Source organism: Streptomyces sp. NPDC102467 (assembly GCF_044765445.1).
Lineage (GTDB): Bacteria > Actinomycetota > Actinomycetes > Streptomycetales > Streptomycetaceae > Streptomyces.
This window is the reverse complement of record NZ_JBIWKA010000010.1, coordinates 313,426-335,649: the sequence shown is the minus strand read 5'-3', so window position 1 is coordinate 335,649 and position 22,224 is coordinate 313,426. Positions and strand designations below refer to the sequence as shown.

The 22,224-nt window shown below is 70.1% G+C and carries 19 protein-coding genes; 15 read left to right on the top strand and 4 right to left on the bottom strand.

Annotated elements, in window-relative coordinates:
* Positions 1-26: 26 nt before the first annotated feature.
* Positions 27-1,190: a tRNA 2-thiouridine(34) synthase MnmA gene (gene mnmA / locus ACIREE_RS22910; protein WP_404154996.1), complete on the top strand. Its 1,164-nt coding sequence runs from the start codon at positions 27-29 to the stop codon at positions 1,188-1,190.
* 286 nt (positions 1,191-1,476) lie between these two features.
* On the opposite strand, the gene ACIREE_RS22905 is transcribed toward mnmA, so the two are convergent.
* The 4 genes from ACIREE_RS22905 to ACIREE_RS22890 form a co-directional block, all read right to left on the bottom strand.
* Positions 1,477-2,601, bottom strand: a complete 1,125-nt coding sequence (locus ACIREE_RS22905) for a hypothetical protein (protein WP_404154993.1) — start codon at positions 2,599-2,601, stop codon at positions 1,477-1,479.
* Positions 2,598-2,951, bottom strand: a complete 354-nt coding sequence (locus tag ACIREE_RS22900) for a hypothetical protein (protein WP_404154990.1) — start codon at positions 2,949-2,951, stop codon at positions 2,598-2,600. The genes ACIREE_RS22905 and ACIREE_RS22900 overlap by 4 nt, the downstream gene beginning before the upstream one ends.
* A gap of 190 nt (positions 2,952-3,141) precedes the next feature.
* Entirely contained in the window at positions 3,142-3,492 is a 351-nt protein-coding gene (locus ACIREE_RS22895; protein WP_404154988.1) for a hypothetical protein, read from the bottom strand.
* Between the two features lie 59 nt (positions 3,493-3,551).
* A complete protein-coding gene (locus tag ACIREE_RS22890) occupies positions 3,552-3,878 on the bottom strand; it encodes a DUF427 domain-containing protein (protein ID WP_404154985.1) in 327 nt (108 codons plus the stop codon).
* A 63-nt stretch (positions 3,879-3,941) separates the two neighbouring features.
* Here ACIREE_RS22890 and ACIREE_RS22885 point away from each other — a divergent pair, with 63 nt between their 5' ends.
* From ACIREE_RS22885 to ACIREE_RS22820, 14 genes are all read left to right on the top strand, one after another.
* On the top strand, positions 3,942-4,487 hold the full coding sequence (locus ACIREE_RS22885; protein ID WP_404154982.1) for a TIGR00730 family Rossman fold protein: 546 nt from the start codon (positions 3,942-3,944) through the stop codon (positions 4,485-4,487).
* 16 nt (positions 4,488-4,503) lie between these two features.
* Positions 4,504-5,202 (top strand): SDR family oxidoreductase, encoded by a 699-nt coding sequence (locus ACIREE_RS22880; RefSeq protein ID WP_404154980.1) that lies wholly within the window; start codon positions 4,504-4,506, stop codon positions 5,200-5,202.
* Positions 5,203-5,239: 37 nt separating this feature from the next.
* Positions 5,240-6,259 (top strand): methionine synthase, encoded by a 1,020-nt coding sequence (locus ACIREE_RS22875; RefSeq protein WP_404154978.1) that lies wholly within the window; start codon positions 5,240-5,242, stop codon positions 6,257-6,259.
* 119 nt (positions 6,260-6,378) lie between these two features.
* On the top strand, positions 6,379-8,550 hold the full coding sequence (ligA, locus tag ACIREE_RS22870) for an NAD-dependent DNA ligase LigA (RefSeq protein WP_404155196.1): 2,172 nt from the start codon (positions 6,379-6,381) through the stop codon (positions 8,548-8,550).
* 360 nt (positions 8,551-8,910) lie between these two features.
* Positions 8,911-11,166, top strand: a complete 2,256-nt coding sequence (locus ACIREE_RS22865; RefSeq protein ID WP_404155193.1) for a putative bifunctional diguanylate cyclase/phosphodiesterase — start codon at positions 8,911-8,913, stop codon at positions 11,164-11,166.
* Between the two features lie 147 nt (positions 11,167-11,313).
* Positions 11,314-11,610 carry an Asp-tRNA(Asn)/Glu-tRNA(Gln) amidotransferase subunit GatC gene (gene gatC / locus ACIREE_RS22860; protein ID WP_018531282.1) on the top strand — a complete coding sequence of 99 codons (297 nt, stop codon included), beginning with the start codon at positions 11,314-11,316 and terminating at the stop codon, positions 11,608-11,610.
* Positions 11,611-11,616: 6 nt separating this feature from the next.
* Entirely contained in the window at positions 11,617-13,119 is a 1,503-nt protein-coding gene (gene gatA / locus ACIREE_RS22855) for an Asp-tRNA(Asn)/Glu-tRNA(Gln) amidotransferase subunit GatA (RefSeq protein WP_404154975.1), read from the top strand.
* 5 nt (positions 13,120-13,124) lie between these two features.
* Complete coding sequence (locus ACIREE_RS22850) at positions 13,125-13,358, top strand: hypothetical protein (protein ID WP_266873138.1); 234 nt, start codon at positions 13,125-13,127, stop codon at positions 13,356-13,358.
* A 16-nt stretch (positions 13,359-13,374) separates the two neighbouring features.
* Positions 13,375-14,889 carry an Asp-tRNA(Asn)/Glu-tRNA(Gln) amidotransferase subunit GatB gene (gene gatB, locus ACIREE_RS22845; protein ID WP_404154972.1) on the top strand — a complete coding sequence of 505 codons (1,515 nt, stop codon included), beginning with the start codon at positions 13,375-13,377 and terminating at the stop codon, positions 14,887-14,889.
* A 109-nt stretch (positions 14,890-14,998) separates the two neighbouring features.
* Positions 14,999-16,237 carry an SLC13 family permease gene (locus ACIREE_RS22840; protein ID WP_404154969.1) on the top strand — a complete coding sequence of 413 codons (1,239 nt, stop codon included), beginning with the start codon at positions 14,999-15,001 and terminating at the stop codon, positions 16,235-16,237.
* 219 nt (positions 16,238-16,456) lie between these two features.
* Positions 16,457-18,484 (top strand): phosphocholine-specific phospholipase C, encoded by a 2,028-nt coding sequence (locus ACIREE_RS22835; RefSeq protein ID WP_404155190.1) that lies wholly within the window; start codon positions 16,457-16,459, stop codon positions 18,482-18,484.
* A gap of 233 nt (positions 18,485-18,717) precedes the next feature.
* Entirely contained in the window at positions 18,718-20,979 is a 2,262-nt protein-coding gene (locus ACIREE_RS22830; protein WP_404154966.1) for an MMPL family transporter, read from the top strand.
* Positions 20,957-21,526, top strand: coding sequence for a GNAT family N-acetyltransferase (locus tag ACIREE_RS22825; RefSeq protein ID WP_404154963.1), 570 nt, complete (start codon positions 20,957-20,959; stop codon positions 21,524-21,526). Before ACIREE_RS22830 ends, ACIREE_RS22825 begins: the two co-directional genes overlap by 23 nt.
* A 35-nt stretch (positions 21,527-21,561) precedes the next feature.
* Complete coding sequence (locus ACIREE_RS22820) at positions 21,562-22,203, top strand: hypothetical protein (RefSeq protein WP_404154960.1); 642 nt, start codon at positions 21,562-21,564, stop codon at positions 22,201-22,203.
* Positions 22,204-22,224: the final 21 nt, after the last annotated feature.

Here is a 22,224-nt window from a genome sequence, read left to right as displayed (position 1 = left end):
CCAGCGCCCCGTACCCTGTTAGAGCTATGACTTCGCAGACTCCGCAGACTCCGCAGACCTCGCAGCGCCCTGCCGACCGCCCCGACCGCCCCCTGCGCGTTCTGGCCGCCATGTCCGGCGGCGTGGACTCCGCCGTCGCCGCGGCCCGCGCCGCGGAAGCCGGGCACGACGTGACCGGCGTACACCTCGCACTTTCGGCGAACCCGCAGTCGTTCCGCACCGGGGCCCGTGGCTGTTGCACCATCGAGGACTCGCGGGACGCGCGCCGCGCGGCGGACGTCATCGGCATCCCGTTCTACGTCTGGGACCTCGCCGAGCGCTTCCGCGAGGACGTGGTCGACGACTTCATCGCCGAGTACGAGGCCGGACGCACTCCGAACCCGTGCCTGCGCTGCAACGAGAAGATCAAGTTCGCCGCGCTCCTCGACAAGGCGCTGGCCCTCGGCTTCGACGCGGTCTGCACGGGCCACTACGCCCAGGTCATCGTGAACGAGGCGGGCGATCGTGAACTCCACCGCGCCTCCGACATGGCCAAGGACCAGTCCTACGTCCTCGGGGTCCTGGACGACCGCCAGCTCGCCCACGCGATGTTCCCGCTCGGCGACACGGTCACCACCAAGGAAGAGATCCGCGCGGAGGCCGAGCGCCGGGACCTCGCGGTGGCCAAGAAGCCCGACTCGCACGACATCTGCTTCATCGCCGACGGCGACACCCAGGGTTTCCTCGCCTCGCGCCTCGGCAAGGCGGAGGGCGACATCGTCGACGAGTCCGGGGCCACGGTGGGTACGCACGAGGGCGCATACGGCTTCACCATCGGCCAGCGCAAGGGCCTGCGCATCGGCACCCCGGCCCCCGACGGCAAGCCCCGCTACGTGCTGGACATCTCCCCGGTGAACAACACGGTGACGGTCGGCCCGGTCGACGCCCTGGACGTGACATCCCTGACGGCGATCAAGCCCCGCTGGTGCGGAGCGGCGCCCTCCGGGCCGGGTACGTACACGGCGCAGCTGCGCGCGCACGGCGGCGAGACCGAGGTCTCGGCAGAGCTGGTCGACACCGAACTCCGAGTCTCGTTCACCGAGCCGGCCCGGGGGGTTGCCCCGGGCCAGGCGATCGTTCTTTACGACGGGACGCGGGTGGTGGGGTCGGCGACTATTGCGTCGACGTCGCGGGTCGCAGCGCGGGTCTGAGGTCGGCCGCGGGCCGGGTCAAAAATGCGGGAGTGTCGGCCGCGGCGATCCATAGATTTCGCAGATTCACGATGGCGATACTCACGCACCACACGTCCAGCAGGATCAGGATTCCCACCCACGTGGAGAACTCTCCACGTTTGATTAGTAGTTCGCTGAATGCCGTCATCCAGGTAGCGAGCACTACTGACCACAGGGCTCTGTTGGAATTGTCGTTCACTGACAACCTGCACGCCGGGTCGTTAGGGTCTTGAAGGTTCATACGGTGTACTCCTGCGTGTTCACTCTAAACCAGCTTGTTGTCGTAGCTTCTGCCGACGACGGGGAACTTCCTGAGCTCATCAGAGAGAGCCACCGTTGCCAGTCCGACGCCGCCGAGTAGCCCGTTCAGGCCGAGCATGAAATGGTCGTACTCCTTCACAAGCTCGTGGTACGCCTGCACCATCGAATTCACCCGCTCAACGGCCAACGCCACGCCGACGAAAGACCCCGTGAAGCCCACCCCGGTGAGAGCCATGGCAGTGGACGCCGCGGCCGCGATGGCGGCCTGCGTACCTTTGTCGCAGATCTCTGCGAGCACTCCCTTGGCCAGTTCGGCAAAGGAGAAGACCATCTTGGTAACGCTCGCATACCGATCGCGAAGCTCGTGGAAAGCGTCATGTGCCGAGTCGAGTCGGGCTGCCACCTTGTTGAAGTATTTCCAGGCCGCGTCGGCGGCATTACCTCGCCAACTGGTCCCGAGTACCTGATTTCCATGCCGAATGTTATCCGCGGTGGCGGCACAGAATTCTCCTAGGCAGTCCCATGCGTCGGCGCATGCGGCGTAGTTCTGCCAGTCGCCGGAGAACCAGTTGCAGACAGTCCCGAGGACGTCCCAGCCGAAGGCCATCTTGATACCTTCGTTTGCCAGCGCGGACGGGCTGCCGATGTCCAGCAGTGTTCCTGCCGTCTTGTGGATCGGGGCGAACATGAACTCGTCCGCATGTCCTTGAAGCCAGCCGTCTGAACTACCGGTGGGTTTGAGGCGGTCGACGGCATCGTGGACGTCCTTGAAGGAAAGCGAGCCACTCGGCCGAACTCGAGGGATGGCCGTTGCATGCTTACCCGTCGGGTATGTCGCGTCGAGTGCACGAGCTCGCTCCAAGTCCACCGACCGGTACCAGGAGGCGGTCTTCTTGAGCTCTGTCTTCGAAGCGCCGAGGATCGTGCCGAACCGCGTCAGAACGTTCCGGGCTTCCCGACTTCTTTCGGTGTGATCGCCGAGGGCCATGTCCCAGGCCTTCTGCGAGAGGGAGAAGCTGATCGGTGTGCACCTGTCCAGATAGGCAAGAGCGCTGTCGCAGTCCTCACCGGCTCTGCGCACCAAGCCCGCGTAGCCGATCAGGTCGCCTGACTCCACGGCAAGCGTCATGAGCACCCACCCTGTGGGCGCTCGGACTTCAGGAGCGCTCGCTCCTCCGCCACCTGCTGTTCGCCCAGTCGAACCAACGCCTCGCGCTCCGCGTTCGACATCGCGTCCCAACGCCCCCGGAAATCCCGCCCCCCATCAATCACCGCCTCCGCATACGCCGGAATCCCCGTGGCCTCCCGCAACCCCACCCGCCCCGCAAGAACCTCCTGAGCCATCTCCTTCAGGACGGGCCCGGCGTCCCCCCGGCGGAACACCTCCATCGCGCGGCGCAAGAGGCGTTGCTGGACCGGGTCGTCGGTCAGGTCCATGTATGTGGCTCGGTCGAGCTGGTGCGGCGTCTCGGCGGTCACTACGGCTCCTCGGTGCGGTATCGCAGGAGAGCGGCACAGTAGTGATGCCGGGAGGCGCGAGAAGCGCACCGGGGGCGCAGGAAAAGCGCACGGGGCAAGGGGCCGTTGGCCGCACCCCGTAGGGGCAGGTCATCCGATCGGGCGAGGCGTCAACTGGGGTCGGGCAGCGGTGAATTGCGGGGCCGGGGGATCAGCCCCGGGCCCCCAGGTAATGGTGAAGTACGGCAGTCAACTCAGCGCACCACTGCGACACCTGTGACCGGCGCCGCGCCCGCACCCGGCACTCGTAGACGGGCCCGTCGACCGTCACCGCGGCCACGGACAGGCCCGCGTCCAAGGGGTAGAACCGAACGGTGTGCAGCCGGGCCCAGGGCAGCTCGATGCCGTGCGGGCCCTGCTCGAAGTGGACTCCCTCGGCGTCGACGACCAGTCCATTGCGCTCATCGGCAGCCACGAACTCGGGCCCGGGTCCCCCGAACATCGCCGGCGGCGCCCCGAACCCGCCCACCGGCCCGCCCTGTTGCCCGTATCCGTGCGTCATGTCCACCTTGCTCCTACGTATATGCAGCTCCTACGTATACGTAAGAGCCCGCCCGGCCCTCATCCCACCACCTCGACCTCGTAGAAGCACAAGTGCCCCTTGATGGCAGCCACTTCCGCCTTCGGTTCGGGGTACGTCCAGACGAAGTCGGGAGCGTCGGGCAGCGACCAGTAGGAGGCCGTGCCCTTGAAGGGGCAGTACGTCGTCGTGTCCGAGGCCGTCAGCAGCTCCATGGCGACGTCCTCGCTCGGGAGGTAATAGCGCACGGGACAGCCCGTCTCGCGCAGCAACAGGGGCTGCGTGCTCTCGGCGACCACCCGCCCGCCGCGCTCCACGCGCACCCGCTGCGAACCCTGCTCGATCGTGATCTTGTGTCCAGCTGTCATACAGGGTTCAGCGCCGCCGAGGCCCAGGTTCTTCCCCGGTACGGGAGTCGTACCGTGGACCCCATGAACATCTGCGTCTTCCTCTCCGCCGCCGACCTCGACGACCGCTACACCGGCCCCGCCCGCGCATTCGCCGAGCTGCTCGGCAAGGCTGGGCACACCTTGGTGTGGGGCGGTTCGGAGAGTGGGCTCATGAAGGTGGTCGCCGATGGGGTGCAGGAGGCCGGAGGGCGGCTCGTAGGGGTGTCCGTGGACTTTCTCGCGGCCAAGGCGCGCACCGTCTCCGCGCCCGACGAGATGGTCGTCGCCAAGGATCTCGCCGAGCGCAAGGCGCTCCTCCTGGGGAAGGCCGACGCCGTCGTGATCATGGTGGGCGGTACGGGGACGCTCGACGAGGCCACCGAGATCCTCGAACTGAAGAAGCACGGCAAGACCACCATGCCGATCGTGCTGCTCAACTCGGCCGGCTTCTACGACGGGCTCAAGGAGCAGTTCCGGCGGATGGAGGACGAGGGCTTCCTGCCCATCCCCCTCACCGACCTGGTGTTCTTCGCCGAGGAGCCGGTCGGCGCGCTGGCCTACCTGGAGGAGTCGCAGGGTATCGAGTAGTGCGACCATGGCGGCCATGACAGGCACAGCTGCACATGTGATCACCGGCGCCGGTTCCGGCATCGGCGCCGCCGTCGCCCGCCGCCTCCACGCGCGCGGGGACGAACTCTTCCTGCACGCGCGCGACGCGGGCCGCGCCAAGGAGCTCGCCGCCCAGTTCCCCGGCGCGAGGACACTCGTCGGCGACCTCTCCGACCCGGAGAAGCTGTCCTGGGCGTTCTCGCACCAGACGCTGCCGGACCGGATCGACTCGCTGCTGCACATCGCCGGCGTCGTCGACCTGGGCCCGGTCGGCGAGCTCACCCCGAAGGCATGGCGCCACCAGCTCAACGTGAACCTCATCGCCCCGGCCGAGCTGACCCGCCACTTCCTGCCCCAACTCCGCCTCGCCCAGGGCCACGTGCTGTTCGTGAACTCCGGCGCCGGTCTCAGCGCGAGCGCCGACTGGTCCGCGTACGCCGCGTCCAAGCACGGCCTCAAGGCCCTCGCCGACTCGTTGCGGCAGGAAGAGCACGGCAACGGGGTGCGGGTCACGTCGGTCTACCCCGGCCGCACCGCGAGCGCCATGCAGGCCAAGGTGCACCAGCAGGAGGGCAAGGAGTACGACCCGGCGCGCTGGATCGACCCCGAGTCGGTCGCCACCACGATCCTGATGGCCCTCGACCTGCCGCGCGACGCGGAGGTCAACGACCTGACGGTGCGCCCGGGACGCTGACGGACGGCGAGGCGCGGACGTTACGTACTCTTCCTGGGTGAGCGATAAGAGCGACTTCAGGTGGGGGCCGGCCACAGGCGTCGGTTCGATGCCCGGCGGCGATGCCCTAGAGGCCGCCAAGACCGTCACCGGCTCCTTCGAGGGCCCTGAACAGGGGATCCCGTTCCTCGCCGAACTGCCCGCGCGTGGGCCGGGGGCCGACATGATCGGCCGGACCGCCGGCCTGCTCGTGGACGTGTACGCGCGCGTGGAGCCCAGCGGCTGGCGTATCGGCGACCGTCCGGGCCGCGACACCAAGCGCGCCAGGTCATGGCTCGGCGAGGACCTCGACGCGCTCGAGGAGTTCACGCAGGGGTACGAGGGCCCGCTCAAGGTGCAGGCCGTCGGCCCGTGGACCCTCGCGGCGGCACTGGAACTGAGGAACGGGGAGGCCGCGCTCTCCGACCCCGGCGCCTGCCGTGACCTCGCCGGGTCGCTCGCCGAGGGCCTGCGCTCCCACCTCGCCGACGTCCGCCGCCGCGTCCCCGGCGCCCAGGTCGTCCTCCAGCTCGACGAGCCCTCCCTCATCGGCGTCCTGCGCGGACAGGTGAAGACCGCCAGCGCATACCGCACGTACCGCGCCGTCGACCGCCAACTCGTCGAGAGCACCCTGCGGGATGTCCTGGGGACCAATGAGGGCGCCCCCGCCATCGTCCACTCCTGCGCCCCCGACGTGCCCTTCGCGCTGCTGCGCCGGTCCGGGGCCGACGCGGTCTCCTTCGACTTCTCCCTGCTCACGGAGCGTGACGACGAGGCGATCGGTGAGGCCGTCGAGGGCGGCACCAAACTCCTCGTCGGTGTCGTGCCCGGCGTGGACGGCCCGTTGTCAGACCCTGCCGGTAGCGTCATGGGTGTCAGGACGCTGTGGCGCAGGCTGGGGCTGAATCCGGGTTCGTTGGCGGACGCGGTCGTGGTCACACCGTCGTGCGGACTCGCGGGTGCCTCACCCGCGTATGCCCGCGCGGCACTCGCCCACTGCGCCCGGGCGGCGAGATCACTCGCGGACAACCCTGAGTGACCGGGGACCGAAGGCAACGGGAGGACGAGACGGTGGCTGCCGGAAAGGCTGAGCGGAGCGGAGAGGACGAAGAGGCCGGTCAGGCCGAGAGGGTCGACCAGGTCGCGCAGCGGAGTGCCGTGCCCGCCAAGGCGCGGGACGAGCACGGGCGCCTGGCCGAGCAGATCGAGGAGCACCGCTTCCGGTACTACGTGAAGGACGCGCCGGTCGTCTCCGACGCCGAATTCGACAAGCTGCTGCGCTCCCTGGAGGCGCTCGAGGAGAAGTACCCGGAGCTGCGCACCCCGGACTCGCCGACGCAGAAGGTCGCGGGGGCCTACGCCACGGAGTTCACGTCCGTGGAGCACCGAGAGCGCATGCTCTCCCTCGACAACGCCTTCGACGACCTCGAACTGGCGGCCTGGGCCGAGCGCGTCGCCAAGGATGTCGGCGCCCCCGGCTATCACTTCCTGTGCGAGCTCAAGGTCGACGGCCTCGCGGTCAATCTGACGTACGAGGACGGGCGGCTGACCCGCGCGGCCACCCGCGGCGACGGCCGCGTCGGCGAGGACATCACACCGAATGTGCGCACGATCGCGGAGATCCCCGAGCGCCTCAAGGGCGACCGTGTCCCCGCCCTCGTCGAGATCCGCGGCGAGGTCTTCTTCCCCATGGAGAAGTTCGAGGAGCTGAACGCGCGCCTGGTGGAGGCCGGTGACAAGCCCTTCGCCAACCCCCGTAACGCGGCGGCGGGTTCGCTGCGCCAGAAGGACCCGCGCGTCACCGCCACCCGCCCGCTGCACATGGTCGTCCACGGCATCGGAGCCCGTGAGGGCTTCGACATCGAGCGTCTGTCGGAGGCGTACGACCTGCTCCACGAGTGGGGCCTGCCCACCGCCAAGCACAACAAGGTCGTCGACGGCCTCGACGGTGTACGCGCGTTCATCGCGTACTTCGGGGAGAACCGGCACTCCGTGGAGCACGAGATCGACGGCGCGGTCGTCAAGCTCGACGAGATCCGGCTCCAGGGCCGGCTCGGCTCCACCGCGCGCGCCCCGCGCTGGGCCATCGCCTGGAAGTTCCCGCCCGAAGAGGTCAACACCAAGCTGGTCAACATCCGCGTGGGCGTGGGCCGTACGGGCCGGGTCACGCCGTACGCGCAGGTGGAGCCGGTGACCGTGGCGGGCTCCGAGGTCGAGTTCGCGACCCTGCACAACCAGGAGGTCGTGAAGAAGAAGGGCGTCCTGATCGGCGACACCGTCGTCATCCGCAAGGCAGGAGACGTGATCCCCGAGATCCTCGGGCCCGTCGCCGACCTGCGCGACGGCAGCGAGCGGGAGTTCGTGATGCCCGCCGAGTGCCCCGAGTGCGGCACACCGCTGCGGGCCATGAAGGAAGGCGACATCGACCTGCGGTGTCCCAACGCCCGCACGTGCCCGGCCCAGTTGCGCGAGCGCCTCTTCTACCTCGGCGGCCGCCAGTGCCTGGACATCGAGAACTTCGGCTCGGTCGCCGCCGCCGCGCTCACCGCGCCGCTGGAGCCCGCCGAACCGCCGCTCACCGACGAGGGCGACCTCTTCGACCTCGTCATCGAGCAACTGCTGCCCATCAAGGCGTACGTCCTCGACCCCGACAGCGGACTGCCCAAGCGCGACCCGAAGAGCGGTGAGGACAAGGTCGTCACCGTCTTCGCCAACCAGAAGGGCGAGCCGAAGAAGAACGCGGTGTCGATGCTGGAGAACATCGCGGCGGCCAAGGACCGCCCGCTGGCCCGCATCATCAACGGGCTCTCGATCCGGCACGTCGGCCCGGTCGCCGCCGAGGCGCTCGCCCGCGAGTTCCGCTCCATCGACCGCATCGATCAGGCCACCGAGGAGGAGCTCGCCGCGACCGACGGAGTCGGCGGAATCATCGCCACTTCGGTGAAGCAGTGGTTCGCCGAGGACTGGCACCGCGAGATCCTGCGCAAGTGGCGCGAAGCCGGCGTGCGCATGGAGGAGGAGGGGGCGGGAGAGGACGAGGGGCCGCGGCCGCTCGAAGGGCTCACCGTCGTCGTCACCGGGACGCTGCAGAACTACACGCGGGACGGCGCGAAAGAGGCCCTGCAGAGCAGGGGCGCCAAAGTCACCGGTTCCGTTTCCAAGAAGACGTCCTTCGTGGTGGTCGGGGAGAACCCGGGATCCAAGTACGACAAGGCCATGCAGGTGAAGGTTCCGGTTCTGGACGAGGACGGGTTCGCCGTACTCCTCGACCAAGGCCCGGAAGCGGCCACCGAAATGGCGCTTCCCGCGGAAGAACCGACTCAGGAGTAGCGGTTGAAGACCACCCGTTCGGCGCATATCAGATGTATACGGGTGGTCGGGTCGCATTCGGGCAACAGCAGTCGGGCGCAACCGTCTGGTGCCCGCGAAAGCCTTCTGCGGCCTACTGTTGAGAGTGTGCGCCTGCCGTGTCCTGCTGCGGATGTGGCAATCCCCTGGCTTCGCGGAAGCCAGGGGAGCGGGCAGTGGATGCGGACACCGCCGGCTGTGAGAGGGACGGGAATGGAACCGACCGAGAGCGCTGCCCCCGACTCACGGCTGCGTCCGCGCCGACGCGCGCGGCGCAGGACCACGCACGGCGGCGGGGGCGAGGCCAACGAAGGCGGTCGTGGGGAGAGCGAGCGCGGTGCGGTGAGGTGGCGCAACTGGTGGCGTGAAGCGGGCCGCGGTTTCCTTCGCACGGACACGGGTGCGAACCGGGGCCGTACCGATCTCGGCCGCAACCCCTCGGCGACCACCGGCGTCACGTCCGGCGGAATGCCCTCGGCCGGCTACGTCGGCGCGGCGACCCCCGCGCGCAACGAGATCTCGGCGGGCCCCGACACCGCCTCCCGGGCCGTGGCGCTGCCGCTGCTGCCCGGCGCGATCGTCACCCTCGCGGCGGTCATCATCGGCGCCGGTTTCTACTGGTCCTTCGCCCACCACCACGCGCTCTTCCCGTCCGGCACGACCGGCTGGTCGCTCGCCGTGCTGACCGGCATCATCGTCGGCCATCTCGTCGCGCTCGGCCGCGACCGCTGGTGGGGCGGCACCGGATCCGGCGCCGCCCTCACGCTCGCCGTGCTGCTCCTGTTCGGCTGGGTGCCCGCCGGGATGGTCAGCCTCACCGTCGTCGTCCTCGTCGGCGCCGCCCGCCGGCACCGCTGGCGCCAGGGCGTGCTGCACGGCGCGATCGACATCCTCGGGATCGGCGCGGGCGGCCTCGTGCTGGCCGCGGTCGGCCGCCTGGCGTCCGTCGAGGCCCCGTGGAAACCGGAGACCTGGGACTTCTACGCCGTCCCCGAGGTCATGCTCGTAGCGGCCACGTATCTGCTGGTCACCCGCGCGCTGCTCTGGTACGTCCACGCGCCGCGCCCCGCGGGACTGCCGACGGTCGCGCGGACGGCGCTCGTGCGCCAGGGCCTGGTGGGGATCGCGCTGCTCGGCATCGCGCCGCTGGTCTGCGCCGTGGCGATCGCTCTGCCGGTACTGCTGCCGCTGTTCGCGATCCCGCTGATCGCGCTCGACTCGACGCTGTGGATGGCGCGGGCCCGCGCCGAGGAGCAGCTGCGCGACCCGCTCACCGGACTGCCCAACCGGCAGTGGCTGTTGGAGCGCACCTGGAAGGCGCTCGACGACGCCGAGCGGATCGGGGCGCGCAGCGCCCTCATGCTGATCGACCTCGACCGGTTCAGGTCGGTCAACGACACGCTGGGCCATCTCGCCGGTGACCGGCTCCTGTTGCAGATCGCGGATCGGCTCAGAGCCGCCCTGCCGCGGGGGGCCGAGGCCGCGCGGATCGGGGGCGACGAGTTCGCCGTGCTGCTCCCGGTCGCCGACTCCACGACGTCCGCGTCACGCGTCGCCCGCAACCTCGTCGCCGCGCTCGGCTCGCCCCTCGACCTGGACGGACTGACCCTGGTCCTGGAGGCCAGCGCCGGACTCGCCGTCTTCCCCGACCACGCGCTCGACGCCGAAGGGCTGCTGCGGCGGGCCGACGTCGCGATGTACCAGGCCAAGCGGGACCGTACGGGCGTGGAGGTGTACGAGTCGAAGCGGGACTCCAACACCCCCGACCGGCTCGGCCTGTTGGGTGATCTGCGCCTCGCGCTCGACGCCGGGGACGTGGAGCTGCACTACCAGCCGAAGGTTCAGTTCGACGGCCAGGTGGCGGGACTCGAAGCGCTCGTACGGTGGGAGCATCCGGAGCGCGGGAAGGTTCCGCCGGACGAGTTCATCGCGATCGCCGAGTCGTCCGGGCTGATGCCGCACCTGACCGAGTATGTGCTGGAGACGGCGCTCGCCCAGGTCGCGCGGTGGCGCAAGCAGGGGCTGGACGTACCGGTCGCGGTGAACGTGTCGCCGAGGGACGTGCACACCCCCGGCTTCGCCGGCGCGGTCGCGGCACGCCTTGCGCGGCACGGAGTCCCGGCCGGATCACTGCAGTTGGAGATAACGGAGCATGTGCTCCTGGAGGATCCGCAGCGGGCCGCGGACACCCTCGCCGGGCTGACCGGGCACGGCGTGAAGATGTCCCTGGACGACTTCGGCACCGGCTACTCGTCCCTCGTCCACCTGCGGCGGCTCCCGGTGAGCGAGCTGAAGATCGACCGCTCGTTCGTGGCCCGGCTCGCCGTGGACAACGAGGACGCGGAGATCGTCCGCTGCACCGTGGACCTGGCCCATTCGCTCGGTCTGCTCGTCGTCGCGGAGGGCGTCGAGGACGACGAGACCTGGGAGCGGCTGCGCGACCTCGGCTGTGACGCGGTGCAGGGCTGGCTCGTCGCCGCCGCGATGCCGCCGGACGAGACGACGGCCTGGCTGCGCGCCCGTGGCTCGCGCGGCTGGCAGCGGGAGCCCGCGGCGCTGCCGGCGTCCCAGGGGGACACCCCCCGTTCTCTCACGTGAGAGCGGTCGTGCGCAGGGGCGCGGGCTCGCTGTCCGCCGCCTGAAACCGACCGCTCCACCGCCCCGGGAACAAACCGTTTACCAGGCATGGGGTCGGGCCCCATAGGATTGGGCCCAAACCACACACTCCCACCAGAGGATCGCTGCATGCCTGGCATTACGCGCGAGGAGGTCGCCCACCTCGCCCGGCTGGCGCGTCTGGAGCTGAAGCCCGAAGAGCTCGACCACTTCGCCGGCCAGCTCGACGACATCATCGGCGCGGTCGCCCGCGTCAGCGAGGTCGCCGACCAAGACGTACCGCCGACCTCCCACCCGCTGCCGCTGACGAACGTCATGCGCGCGGACGAGGTCCGTCCGTCGCTCACCCCCGAGCAGGCGCTCTCCGGCGCCCCGGCCCAGGAACAGCAGCGTTTCAAGGTGCCGCAGATCCTGGGGGAGGACTAAGAAGTCATGACGGACCACATCACCATCATCAAGCTCACCGCCGCCGAGACGGCCGCGAAGATCGCTTCCGGCGAGCTCACGGCCGTCGAGGTCACCGAGGCCCACCTGGCCCGGATCGAGGCCGTCGACGAGAAGGTGCACGCCTTCCTGCACGTCGACCGCGAGGGCGCTCTCGCGCAGGCCCGCGCCGTCGACGAGAAGCGCGCCAAGGGCGAGAAGCTCGGCCCGCTGGCCGGCGTCCCGCTCGCGCTGAAGGACATCTTCACCACCGAGGGCGTGCCGACCACGGTCGGCTCCAAGATCCTCGAGGGCTGGATCCCGCCGTACGACGCGACGGTCACGAAGCGTCTGAAGGCCGCCGACATCGTCATCCTCGGCAAGACCAACATGGACGAGTTCGCCATGGGGTCCTCCACCGAGAACAGCGCCTACGGCCCGACCGGCAACCCCTGGGACCTCACCCGGATCCCCGGCGGCTCGGGTGGCGGCTCGTCCGCCGCGCTCGCCGCCTACGAGGCCCCGCTCGCCATCGGCACGGACACTGGCGGCTCGATCCGCCAGCCCGCGGCCGTCACCGGCACCGTCGGCGTCAAGCCCACGTACGGCGGCGTCTCGCGGTACGGCATGGTCGCGTTCTCCAGCTCGCTCGACCAGGGCGGGCCCTGCGCCCGCACGGTCCTGGACGCGGCGCTGCTGCACGAGGTCATCGCCGGGCACGACCCGCTCGACTCGACGTCCATCGACGCGCCGGTCCCGCCGGTCGTCGAGGCGGCCCGTAACGGCAGCGTGCAGGGCATGCGCGTCGGCGTCGTCAAGCAGTTCCGCGGCGAGGGCTACCAGGCCGGTGTCGTGCAGCGCTTCGACGAGTCCGTCGAGCTGCTGAAGTCGCTCGGCGCCGAGATCGTCGAGCTGGACTGCCCGACCTTCGACCTGGCGCTCTCCGCGTACTACCTGATCGCGCCGTCCGAGTGCTCCTCGAACCTCGCCCGGTTCGACGCCATGCGCTACGGCCTGCGCGTCGGCGACGACGGCACGCACTCCGCCGAGGAGGTCACCGCCCTCACCCGTGAGGCCGGTTTCGGCGACGAGGTCAAGCGCCGCATCATCCTGGGCACGTACGCGCTGAGCTCCGGCTACTACGACGCGTACTACGGAAGCGCCCAGAAGGTCCGCACGCTCATCACCCGCGAGTTCGAGGCGGCGTTCGAGGACGTGGACGTCATCGTCTCCCCGACGACGCCGACCACCGCCTTCCCGATCGGCGAGCGTGCCGACGACCCGATGGCGATGTACCTCGCGGACCTGTGCACCATCCCGACCAACCTGGCCGGCAACGCCGCCATGTCGCTGCCCTGCGGCCTGGCCCCCGAGGACGGCCTGCCGGTCGGCCTGCAGATCATCGCCCCCGCCATGAAGGACGACCGCCTGTACAAGGTGGGCGCCGCCGTCGAGGCCGCCTTCGTGCAAAAGTGGGGGCACCCGCTGCTTGAGGAGGCTCCGTCGCTGTGAGTGCCATGGCAAAGAAGGCCAAGAACTTCAAGAAGTCCAAGACCGGCGTCTACGTCTCGCTGGCCAGCACCGCTTTCGGCGCGATCAGCGTCGCGAAGCAGGCGAAGATGGCCCGCAACGACAACGACACCCTGCGGCTGATCGACGCCGCCGTGTCCGCCGCCGCCATCGCTACCGGCCTGGCGATCCTCTACCGGGAGCTCAAGCGCCTGGGCGACGACGACGTCCTGCTGGGCTGAGAGGGATAGTTTCACCGTGACTGTCACGACTGACCTGGTGCCGTACGAGGAAGCCCTCGCGACGTACGACCCCGTCATGGGCCTCGAGGTCCATGTCGAACTGGGCACCAAGACGAAGATGTTCTGCGGCTGCTCCACGGAGCTGAAGCAGGACGCCAACAGCCAGACCTGCCCGACCTGTCTCGGCCTGCCCGGCGCACTGCCGGTGGTCAACGAGATCGGCGTCGAGTCCGCCATCAAGATCGGCCTAGCGCTCCACTGCGAGATCGCCGAATGGTGCCGGTTCGCCCGGAAGAACTACTTCTATCCGGACATGCCGAAGAACTTCCAGACCTCCCAGTACGACGAGCCCATCGCCTTCAACGGCTACCTCGACGTACAGCTGGAGGACGGTGAGGTCTTCCGCGTGGAGATCGAGCGCGCCCACATGGAGGAGGACACCGGCAAGTCGACGCACGTCGGCGGTGCCACCGGCCGCATCCACGGCGCCTCGCACTCGCTGCTCGATTACAACCGCGCGGGCATCCCGCTCATCGAGATCGTCACCAAGCCGATCGAGGGCGCGGGCGAGCGGGCCCCCGAGGTCGCGAAGGCGTACGTCGCCGAGCTGCGCGAGGTCATCAAGGCGCTCGACGTGTCCGAGGCCCGGATGGACAAGGGCCAGATGCGCTGCGACGTGAACCTGTCGCTGCGTCCGCACGGGCGCGAGGAGTTCGGCACGCGCTCGGAGACGAAGAACGTCAACTCGCTCCGTTCCGTGGAGCGTGCGGCGCGCTTCGAGATCCAGCGCCACGCGGCTGTCCTGAACGACGGCGGCACGATCATCCAGGAGACCCGTCACTTCCACGAGGAGGACGGCTCCACGACGTCGGGCCGCATCAAGGACAACGCCGAGGACTACCGGTACTTCCCGGAGCCCGACCTGGTGCCCGTCGCCCCGTCCCGCGAGTGGGTCGAGGCGCTGCGCGCCGAGCTCCCCGAGCTGCCGCTCGCGCAGCGCAACCGGCTGATCGAGGAGTGGGGCGTCACCGCCCACGACATGCAGTCGATCCGCAACGCCGGTGCCATCGGCCCGATCGTCGCCACGATCAACGCCGGTGCGGACGCCGCCTCCGCCCGTAAGTGGTGGATGGGCGAGCTGGCCCGCGGCGCCAACGAGCAGGGCGTCGACCTCGGCGCGCTGCCCATCACGCCCGAGCAGGTGGCCCGCGTCTCCGAGCTCGTCTCCAAGGGCGACCTCAACGACAAGCTGGCCCGTCAGGTCATCGACGGCGTCCTCAAGGGCGAGGGCACGCCGGACGAGGTCGTCGAGAAGCGCGGCCTGAAGGTCGTCTCCGACGAAGGCGCGCTGTCCACTGCCGTGGACGAGGCCATCGCCGGCAACGCCGGGATCGTCGCCAAGATCCAGTCCGGCAAGATCGCGGCTGCCGGTGCCCTTGTGGGCGCCGTCATGAAGGCGACCCGGGGGCAGGCCGACGCGGCTCGCGTCAAGGAGCTGATCTTGGAGAAGCTGGGCGTCAGCGAAGGCTGAGCTGTTTTTGGGCGGCGGTGCACTGGTCCCCGGTGCGCCGCCGCCCGCTTGTGTTCCTGTCACGGGGCTCCGCCCCGGACCCCGCTCCTCAAACGCCGGAGAGGCTTAAATGTTGCTTCTCTCCCTCGTCTTGCTTGCGGCCACGCTCGCTTTCGCGGTCGTACGTCCCCGTAACTGGCCCGAAGCCGTCGCCGCCGTGCCCGCCGCCGCCCTCGCCATCGGCACGGGAACCGTCACCCCCACCCACGCCTGGTCCGAGACCAAGGAACTTCTCCCCGTCGTCGGGTTCCTCGCCGCGATCCTGCTCCTGGCTCAACTCTGCGCCGACGACGGCCTGTTCAAGGCGGCCGGTGACGCCGTCGCGCGGGCCTGTCACGGCAGTCCGAAGCGCATGCTCGGCGGGGTCTTCGCGGTGGCCGCCGCCGTCACCGCCGTGCTCAGCCTGGACGCCACCGTCGTGCTGCTCACCCCGGTCGTCTTCGCCACCGCGGCCCGCATCGGCGCCCGCCCGCGCCCGCACGTCTACGCGAGCGCCCACCTCGCCAACTCGGCGTCCCTGCTGCTGCCCGTCTCCAACCTGACGAACCTGCTGGCGTTCGCGGCGAGCGGGCTGACGTTCAGCCGGTTCGCGGGGCTGATGGCGCTGCCGTGGCTGGTCGCGATCGGCATCGAGTACGCGGTGTTCCGCCGCTACTTCGCCGACGACCTCGCGGCGCCCGCGCACGACCCCGACCCCGAGGACGCGACCGCGGTCCCGGTGTTCACGCTCGTGGTGCTGGCGCTCACGCTCGCCGGGTTCGTCGTCACGTCGTTCGCGGGGATCGAGCCGCTGTGGGCGGCCTTCGCGGGCGCGCTCGTCCTCGGGGCCCGGTCGCTGGTACGGCGCCGCAGCACCCCGGGCGAGCTGGCGGGCGCCCTCAACCTCCCCTTCTGCCTCTTCGTCCTCGCCCTCGGCGTCGTGGTCAAGGCCGTCGTCGACAACGGGCTCGGCGACGGCATCGCGCACGTCCTGCCCGACGGTTCGGCCCTGCCCGCGCTGCTCGCGATCGCCGGTGTCGCCGCGGTGCTCGCCAACCTCATCAACAACCTGCCCGCGATCCTCGCCCTGCTGCCGGCCGTCGCCCCGGCAGGCCCAGGACCGGTGCTGGCCGCGCTCATCGGCGTCAACCTCGGCCCGAACCTCACGTACGTGGGGTCTCTTGCGACCCTGCTGTGGCGGCGCATCGTGCACGCCCACGGCACCGAACCCGATCTCGGCGGCTTCACCCGGCTCGGACTGCTCACAGTGCCCGCCACGTTGCTCGCTTCGACGGTGGCCCTGTGGGCCGGACTGGCGCTGCTCGGCTAGCAGCTGGACCTGGCGAGGCCGGTAGTTGGACCTTTGTCCCAGATGCTTGGACGTTTACGTTTCGGCTGGTTCACGTCTTTCCCAGGGACATCTGGCGTCGCTACCGTCCCCGCCGAACCAGTCAATGGGTCAGACGCAGACCATTGCGTGCAGACCCTTACGTGCGGAGGTCCCGTGTCACCGTCCTCGGATTCCCCCGAGCTGTCCCGCAGACGCCTCATGGCCGTCGGCGGCGGTGCGCTCGGCGCAGCGGCCGTCGGATCGTTCCTGCCGCCCTCGCTGCAGCAGGCCGTCGCCGCCCAGTCCGAACAGGGCGCCCCTCCCCGGGGCGGGCTCGACGCCATCGAGCACGTCGTGATCCTGATGCAGGAGAACCGGTCCTTCGACCACTACTTCGGCACCCTGCGCGGCGTGCGCGGCTTCGGCGACCGCAACGCGATCAGGCTGCCGGGCGGCACCAGCGTCTTCGAGCAGCCCGGCGCGCTGCGCACCGTCCTGCCGTTCCCCGTACGAGAAGCCGCCGCGGCCCAGAAGAAGGACCTCCAGTACATAGGCGCACTCGACCACTCGTGGTCCGGCGGCGCCAAGGCCTCGCACGGCGGTTGGCACGACGGGTGGATCACCGCGAAGACCGCGGCCACGATGGCGTACTACACGCGCGAGGACATTCCGCTGCACTACGAACTCGCCGACACCTTCACCGTCTGCGACGCCTACCACTCCTCCATCCACTCCTCGACCAGCCCGAACCGCAACCACCTGTGGAGCGGCAGGACCGGCGACGAGCCGCTGACCGGCGACCGGGCCGTCGGCAATGACGCGTACGACGAGGGCACGCACCCCGGCTACGACTGGGGCACCTACCCGGAGCGCCTGGAGAAGGCGGGCGTGAGCTGGCAGACGTACACCGAGTGGGAGAACTTCACCGACAACCAGATCGAGTTCTTCACCACCTTCAAGGCCATCGCGAAGAAGGTCCTGGCCGGGACCGGCCTCACCTACATGGAGGCCTTCTACGCGAAGGTGCGTGACGCCGCCGACGAGGAGGAGCGGGCCGCACTGCTCGCCACCCTGGACAAGGGTGTCGCGACGCTGAGCAGGAGCGAGCGGTCGCTGTTCGAGCGGGCGTTGCGGCGCGTGCCCACCGGAAAGCTCGCCGAGACGTTCGCGCGCGACGTCGCGCGCGGCAAGCTGTCCCGCGTCTCCTACCTCGTGCCGTCCGCCGTGGACTCGGAGCACCCTTCCGTCTCCTCGCCGATCCACAGCGCGACCATCGTCTACAAGGTGCTCGACGCGCTCGCCTCGCACCCCGAGGTGTGGCGCAAGACGGCCGTCTTCATCAACTACGACGAGAACGACGGGTTCTTCGACCACGTGCCGCCGCCCGTGCCGGGAGCCGACGTCACCGAGGAGCGGTGGCAGGGCCTGCCCACCGGGCTGGGTGTGCGTGTGCCGATGCTCGTCGTCTCCCCGTGGACCGTCGGCGGGTACGTGTGCTCGGAGGTCTTCGACCACACCTCCGTGATCCGCTTCCTGGAACAGTGGACCGGCGTGCGCGAACCCAACATCGGCGCCTGGCGCCGCCAGGTCACCGGCGACCTGACCGGTGCCTTCGACTTCCGGCACGGCCACCGGCAGCCCGAGGTCGAACAGCCCGGTGCCATCCCCGGGTTCAGCGGCCGCTGGGCCCCGCAGCCACCGGCGAAGCAGTCGATGCCCGAGCAGGAGCCCGGCACCCGGCCGGCCCGCGCCCTGCCGTACCAGCCGGACGCCCACGCGCGCGTGCACGGGGGAAAGCTGACGCTCAGCCTCGTCAACGCGGGCCGCTCCAGCGCGCACTTCACGCTCTACCCGTACGCGGGTGAGTTCGCGGCACCGCAGCACTTCGACGTCATACGGGACGCGACCGTGCCGGTGCGCGAGGGCGCGTACGACTTCGTGGTGACCGGACCCGGCGGATTCCGGCGTGAGTTCCGGGGGCGTACGGACTTCGGGGCCGACATCAAGACCACCGTGGACGCACGCGCGCGTGCCGTCCGCATCCGGCTGCGCGGCACGGGCGAGGCGGCGCGGACGTTCACCGTAGGGAAGCGGACGGTCGTCGTCCGCCCCGGCCGGACCGTCACCGTGGTGCACGAGACGGAGAAGGCGCACGGCTGGTACGACATCGAGATCGCTTCCGGAGACGACTTCCACCGGCGGCTCCTGGGACACATCGAGAACGGGCGGCCGAGCGTGTCCGGCTGACCGCCACCCCGACGCCGTACACACGTGAGCAGGCCCTCCTCGTGAGCAGGCACTTGTGAGCAGGCCCCTTGTGAGTAAACACACTAAAGAGACAAAGGATCACTTCTGCCTGTAAGAGTGACTGGCCATTGCTCACGTGTTCTTTGCGGGCTGGTTCAGCTCATGTCGGCTGTTGTCGTCTGATCACCGACTGTTCCCGGTAAAGATCCACAAAACCCCCAGGGAGCACGTCCGTGGCCGCACTCGCACGGTGGTGTGTCAGGCACCGGCTCGTCGTCGTCCTGCTGTGGCTGCTCGCGCTCGGAGGGACGAGCGCGGCGGCCACGGTCGCCGGATCCGCGTACTCGAACGACTACGAGGCACCCGGCACCGAATCGGGACAGGCCACCCAGCTCCTGGACGAGGGATTCTCCGGCCTCGGCGGCGACAGCGACACCGTCGTCTGGCACATCGACGGCTCCACCGTGCGCGCCGCCGATGTCGAGACGGCGATGAGCAACACGCTGGACCAGATCGGGAAACTGCCCGGCGTCTCGTCCGTCGTCTCGCCGTACGAGACCCATGGCGCCGACCGGATCAGCGCCGACGGGCACACCGCGTACGCCACGATCACCTTCGGGCAGCAGGCCGACGACATCCCACGGAGCCAGGCTCAGGCCGTCGTTGACACGGCCCGCGACGCCGAGGCCCACGGCCCGGACGGGCTGCGGGTCGAGCTGGGCGGCAGTGCCGTCGCCCTCACCGAGCCGACGTCCGCGCACCTCTCCGAGGTCATCGGCGTCGTGGTCGCGGCCGTCGTGCTCTTCCTGGCCTTCGGCTCGCTCGCCGCGGCCGCGCTGCCCATCGCCACCGCGCTGATCGGCGTCGGCACCGCGTACGCGGGCATCGGGCTGCTCGGCCACGCCATGACCGTCGCGGACTTCGCGCCGATGCTCGGCATGCTCGTCGGGCTCGGCGTCGGCATCGACTACGCGCTGTTCATCGTGACCCGGCACCGGCGCGGGCTCAAGCGCGGGCTGCCCGTCGCGGTCGCCGCAGAGCGGGCCGTCGCCACCACCGGGCGAGCCGTCGTCTTCGCGGGCGCCACCGTGTGCATCGCCCTGCTCGGCATGCTCATCCTGCGGCTCGGTTTCCTCAACGGCGTCGCGATCGCCGCGTCCGTGACCGTCCTGCTCACCGTCGCCGCCTCCGTGACCCTGCTGCCCGCGCTGCTGTCCTTCATCGGGACACGGGCCCTGTCGCGGCGCGAGCGGCGCCGGCTCGCCGCGCACGGGCCCGCACCGGAGCTGCCGACCGGGCTCGCCGCCCGCTGGGCCGCCTTCGTCGAACGCCACCCGAAACTGCTCGGCGGCCTCGCCCTCGCCGTCATCACGGTCCTCGCGCTGCCCACCCTCTCCCTCCACCTCGGCACCTCCGACCAGGGCAACAACGCCGAGTCCAGCACCACCCGGCAGGCCTACGACCTGCTCGCCGACAGCTTCGGGCCCGGCGTGAACGGGCCGCTCACCCTGGTCGGCGACGTGCACGGCGCCCAGGACAAGCTGGCGCTCGGACAGCTGGCGAGCGATCTCGGCTCCACCGAGGGCGTCGCCGCCGTCTCCCCGGTCACGTACAACCACGACGACAGCACCGCCTACCTCACCGTCGTCCCCACCTCCGCCCCGCAGTCCGACCGGACCAGCGAACTCGTCGACCGGCTGCGCGCCGACGTCGTCCCCGACGCCGAGCGGGGCAGCTCGCTGGACGTCCAGGTCGGCGGCGTCACCGCGAGCTACGACGACTTCGCCGAGGTCGTCATCGGCAAACTGCCGCTGTTCGTGGGCGTCGTGGTCGGGCTCGGCTGCGTACTCCTGCTGCTCGCGTTCCGCTCGATCGGCATCCCTCTGAAGGCCGCCGCGATGAACGTCGCCGCCGTCGCCGCCGCCTTCGGCGTCGTCGTCGTGATCTTCCAGTGGGGCTGGGGCAGCGAACTCCTGGGGCTCGGCAGGGCCGGGCCGATCGAACCGTTCCTGCCGGTCATCATGGTGTCGGTGCTGTTCGGCCTCTCGATGGACTACCAGGTGTTCCTGGTGAGCCGGATGTACGAGGAGTGGCTGGAGACCGGTGACAACCGGCGGGCCGTCCGGGTCGGCCTGGCCGAGACCAGCCGTGTGATCAACTCGGCGGCCGTGATCATGATCTCGGTCTTCCTGGCCTTCGTCCTCAGCGGGGACCGGGTGATCGCGATGTTCGGCATCGCGCTGGCCGCCGCCGTCGCCGTCGACGCGTTCATCCTGCGCACGCTCCTGGTCCCGGCCCTGATGCACCTGCTCGGCAGCGCCAACTGGTGGCTGCCCGGCTGGCTCGACCGCTGCCTGCCCCGCCTCAGCATCGAACCGCCGGAATGCCGGGCGGCCGCCGCGGGTGCGAGGATCCCCGGGCAGCGTGGCGCGGCGGGCGGCGCGCTGGACGACGTACCGATGAAGGAGCCCGATGTACGCGATACCGCTGGGTGACGGCAGCGCCGAGCTGCGCCCCCTGGAGCCCTGGCACGCCGAGGAGTTCCTGCGCCATCTCGACCGCGGCCGGGAGTTCATCGGGCAGTTCATCCCGTTCGGCTCCCAGGTCACCGATGTGACGTCCGCCCGGGGCACCCTGCAGCGCTACGCCGACATGCGCGCCGCCGACACAGCAGCCCACCACGGCATCTGGCTCGACGGGACGCTCGTCGGCGGCGTCCTCACCCTGAACTTCGACGCGGGGGCCGGCACCTGCGAGGTCGGCTGCTGGCTGGAGCCCGCCGCGGCGGGGCGCGGCCTGGTCACGCGCGCGATGCGGCATCTGCTCGACTGGGCCGTCGAGGAGCGCGGCATCCACCGCGTGGAATGGGTCGCCGCGTCCGGCAACGTGCCGAGTCTGAACGTCGCCGAGCGGCTCGGATTCACCCGGGACGGCGTGCACCGTGAGGCCCATCTGTGGCGGGGAATCCGCCACGACATGGAGGTCTGGTCCGTCCTGGCGCCTGAATGGCGCAGCGCGCGCGACGCGCACAAGAAACGTTAAGAGACTTCTCAGACTCCGTCCGTACGGTGCGGAGCATGACTACGAAGACTGATGCGCAGCCCGACGCCGCCGAGCGGAAGGAGAACGAGGAGGCCGTCGAGGCGAGCGAGCCGACGGACGCCCCCGGCACGGCCGAGAAGTCGACCGAGAAGCCGGCCGGGACCAAGAGCGAGGCCGTCGCGGCCGAGGACGGCCTGCACGGTGACGCGGACGACGACGCCACGGACGACGACGCCGCTTACGAAGAGCTCCTCGCCAAGGAGGAGGCCGCCGCCGCGCGCCCGGCCGGCGCCGGCCAGGGTGCGGGCGCCATCGTGTCCGTGGCCCTCGGCATCGTCGCGCTCAGCGGCAGCTGGCTCGGCACGGTGGCCTCGGCCCGCGAGTCGCTGATCGGCCAGCTCAACACCACGCAGACCGCGAGCGTCGCCACCCAGGTCTCCGAGGTCTACGGCGACTCCTGGCACGCCGCGGCCCTGGTCGGCGGGATCTTCTCGCTGATCGCCCTCATCATCGGTGCGGTCGTCCTGGTGCGGCCCGCGTTCGGGGCGCCCGGCAAGGCGCAGGCGATCTGGATCAAGTCGACCGCGTGGGCCGGTGTCTCCCTCGCCGTCCTCGGCCTGCTGCTCGCCGTGGCCAAGTACTCGGACCTGCTCCTGAGCCTGCCGAAGACCAGCTGAGCCGGAGTGTCTTTCGAGGGC

Bases quoted from the DNA above. Each gene is read 5' to 3' on its own strand.
- mnmA (WP_404154996.1), top strand. From the start codon at position 27: ATGACTTCGCAGACTCCGCAGACTCCGCAGACCTCGCAGCGCCCTGCC.
- ACIREE_RS22905 (WP_404154993.1), bottom strand. From the start codon at position 2,601: ATGACGCTTGCCGTGGAGTCAGGCGACCTGATCGGCTACGCGGGCTTG.
- ACIREE_RS22895 (WP_404154988.1), bottom strand. From the start codon at position 3,492: ATGACGCACGGATACGGGCAACAGGGCGGGCCGGTGGGCGGGTTCGGG.
- ACIREE_RS22890 (WP_404154985.1), bottom strand. From the start codon at position 3,878: ATGACAGCTGGACACAAGATCACGATCGAGCAGGGTTCGCAGCGGGTG.
- ACIREE_RS22885 (WP_404154982.1), top strand. From the start codon at position 3,942: ATGAACATCTGCGTCTTCCTCTCCGCCGCCGACCTCGACGACCGCTAC.
- ACIREE_RS22880 (WP_404154980.1), top strand. From the start codon at position 4,504: ATGACAGGCACAGCTGCACATGTGATCACCGGCGCCGGTTCCGGCATC.
- gatC (WP_018531282.1), top strand. From the start codon at position 11,314: ATGCCTGGCATTACGCGCGAGGAGGTCGCCCACCTCGCCCGGCTGGCG.
- gatA (WP_404154975.1), top strand. From the start codon at position 11,617: ATGACGGACCACATCACCATCATCAAGCTCACCGCCGCCGAGACGGCC.
- ACIREE_RS22850 (WP_266873138.1), top strand. From the start codon at position 13,125: ATGGCAAAGAAGGCCAAGAACTTCAAGAAGTCCAAGACCGGCGTCTAC.
- ACIREE_RS22840 (WP_404154969.1), top strand. From the start codon at position 14,999: ATGTTGCTTCTCTCCCTCGTCTTGCTTGCGGCCACGCTCGCTTTCGCG.
- ACIREE_RS22835 (WP_404155190.1), top strand. From the start codon at position 16,457: ATGGCCGTCGGCGGCGGTGCGCTCGGCGCAGCGGCCGTCGGATCGTTC.
- ACIREE_RS22825 (WP_404154963.1), top strand. From the start codon at position 20,957: ATGTACGCGATACCGCTGGGTGACGGCAGCGCCGAGCTGCGCCCCCTG.
- ACIREE_RS22820 (WP_404154960.1), top strand. From the start codon at position 21,562: ATGACTACGAAGACTGATGCGCAGCCCGACGCCGCCGAGCGGAAGGAG.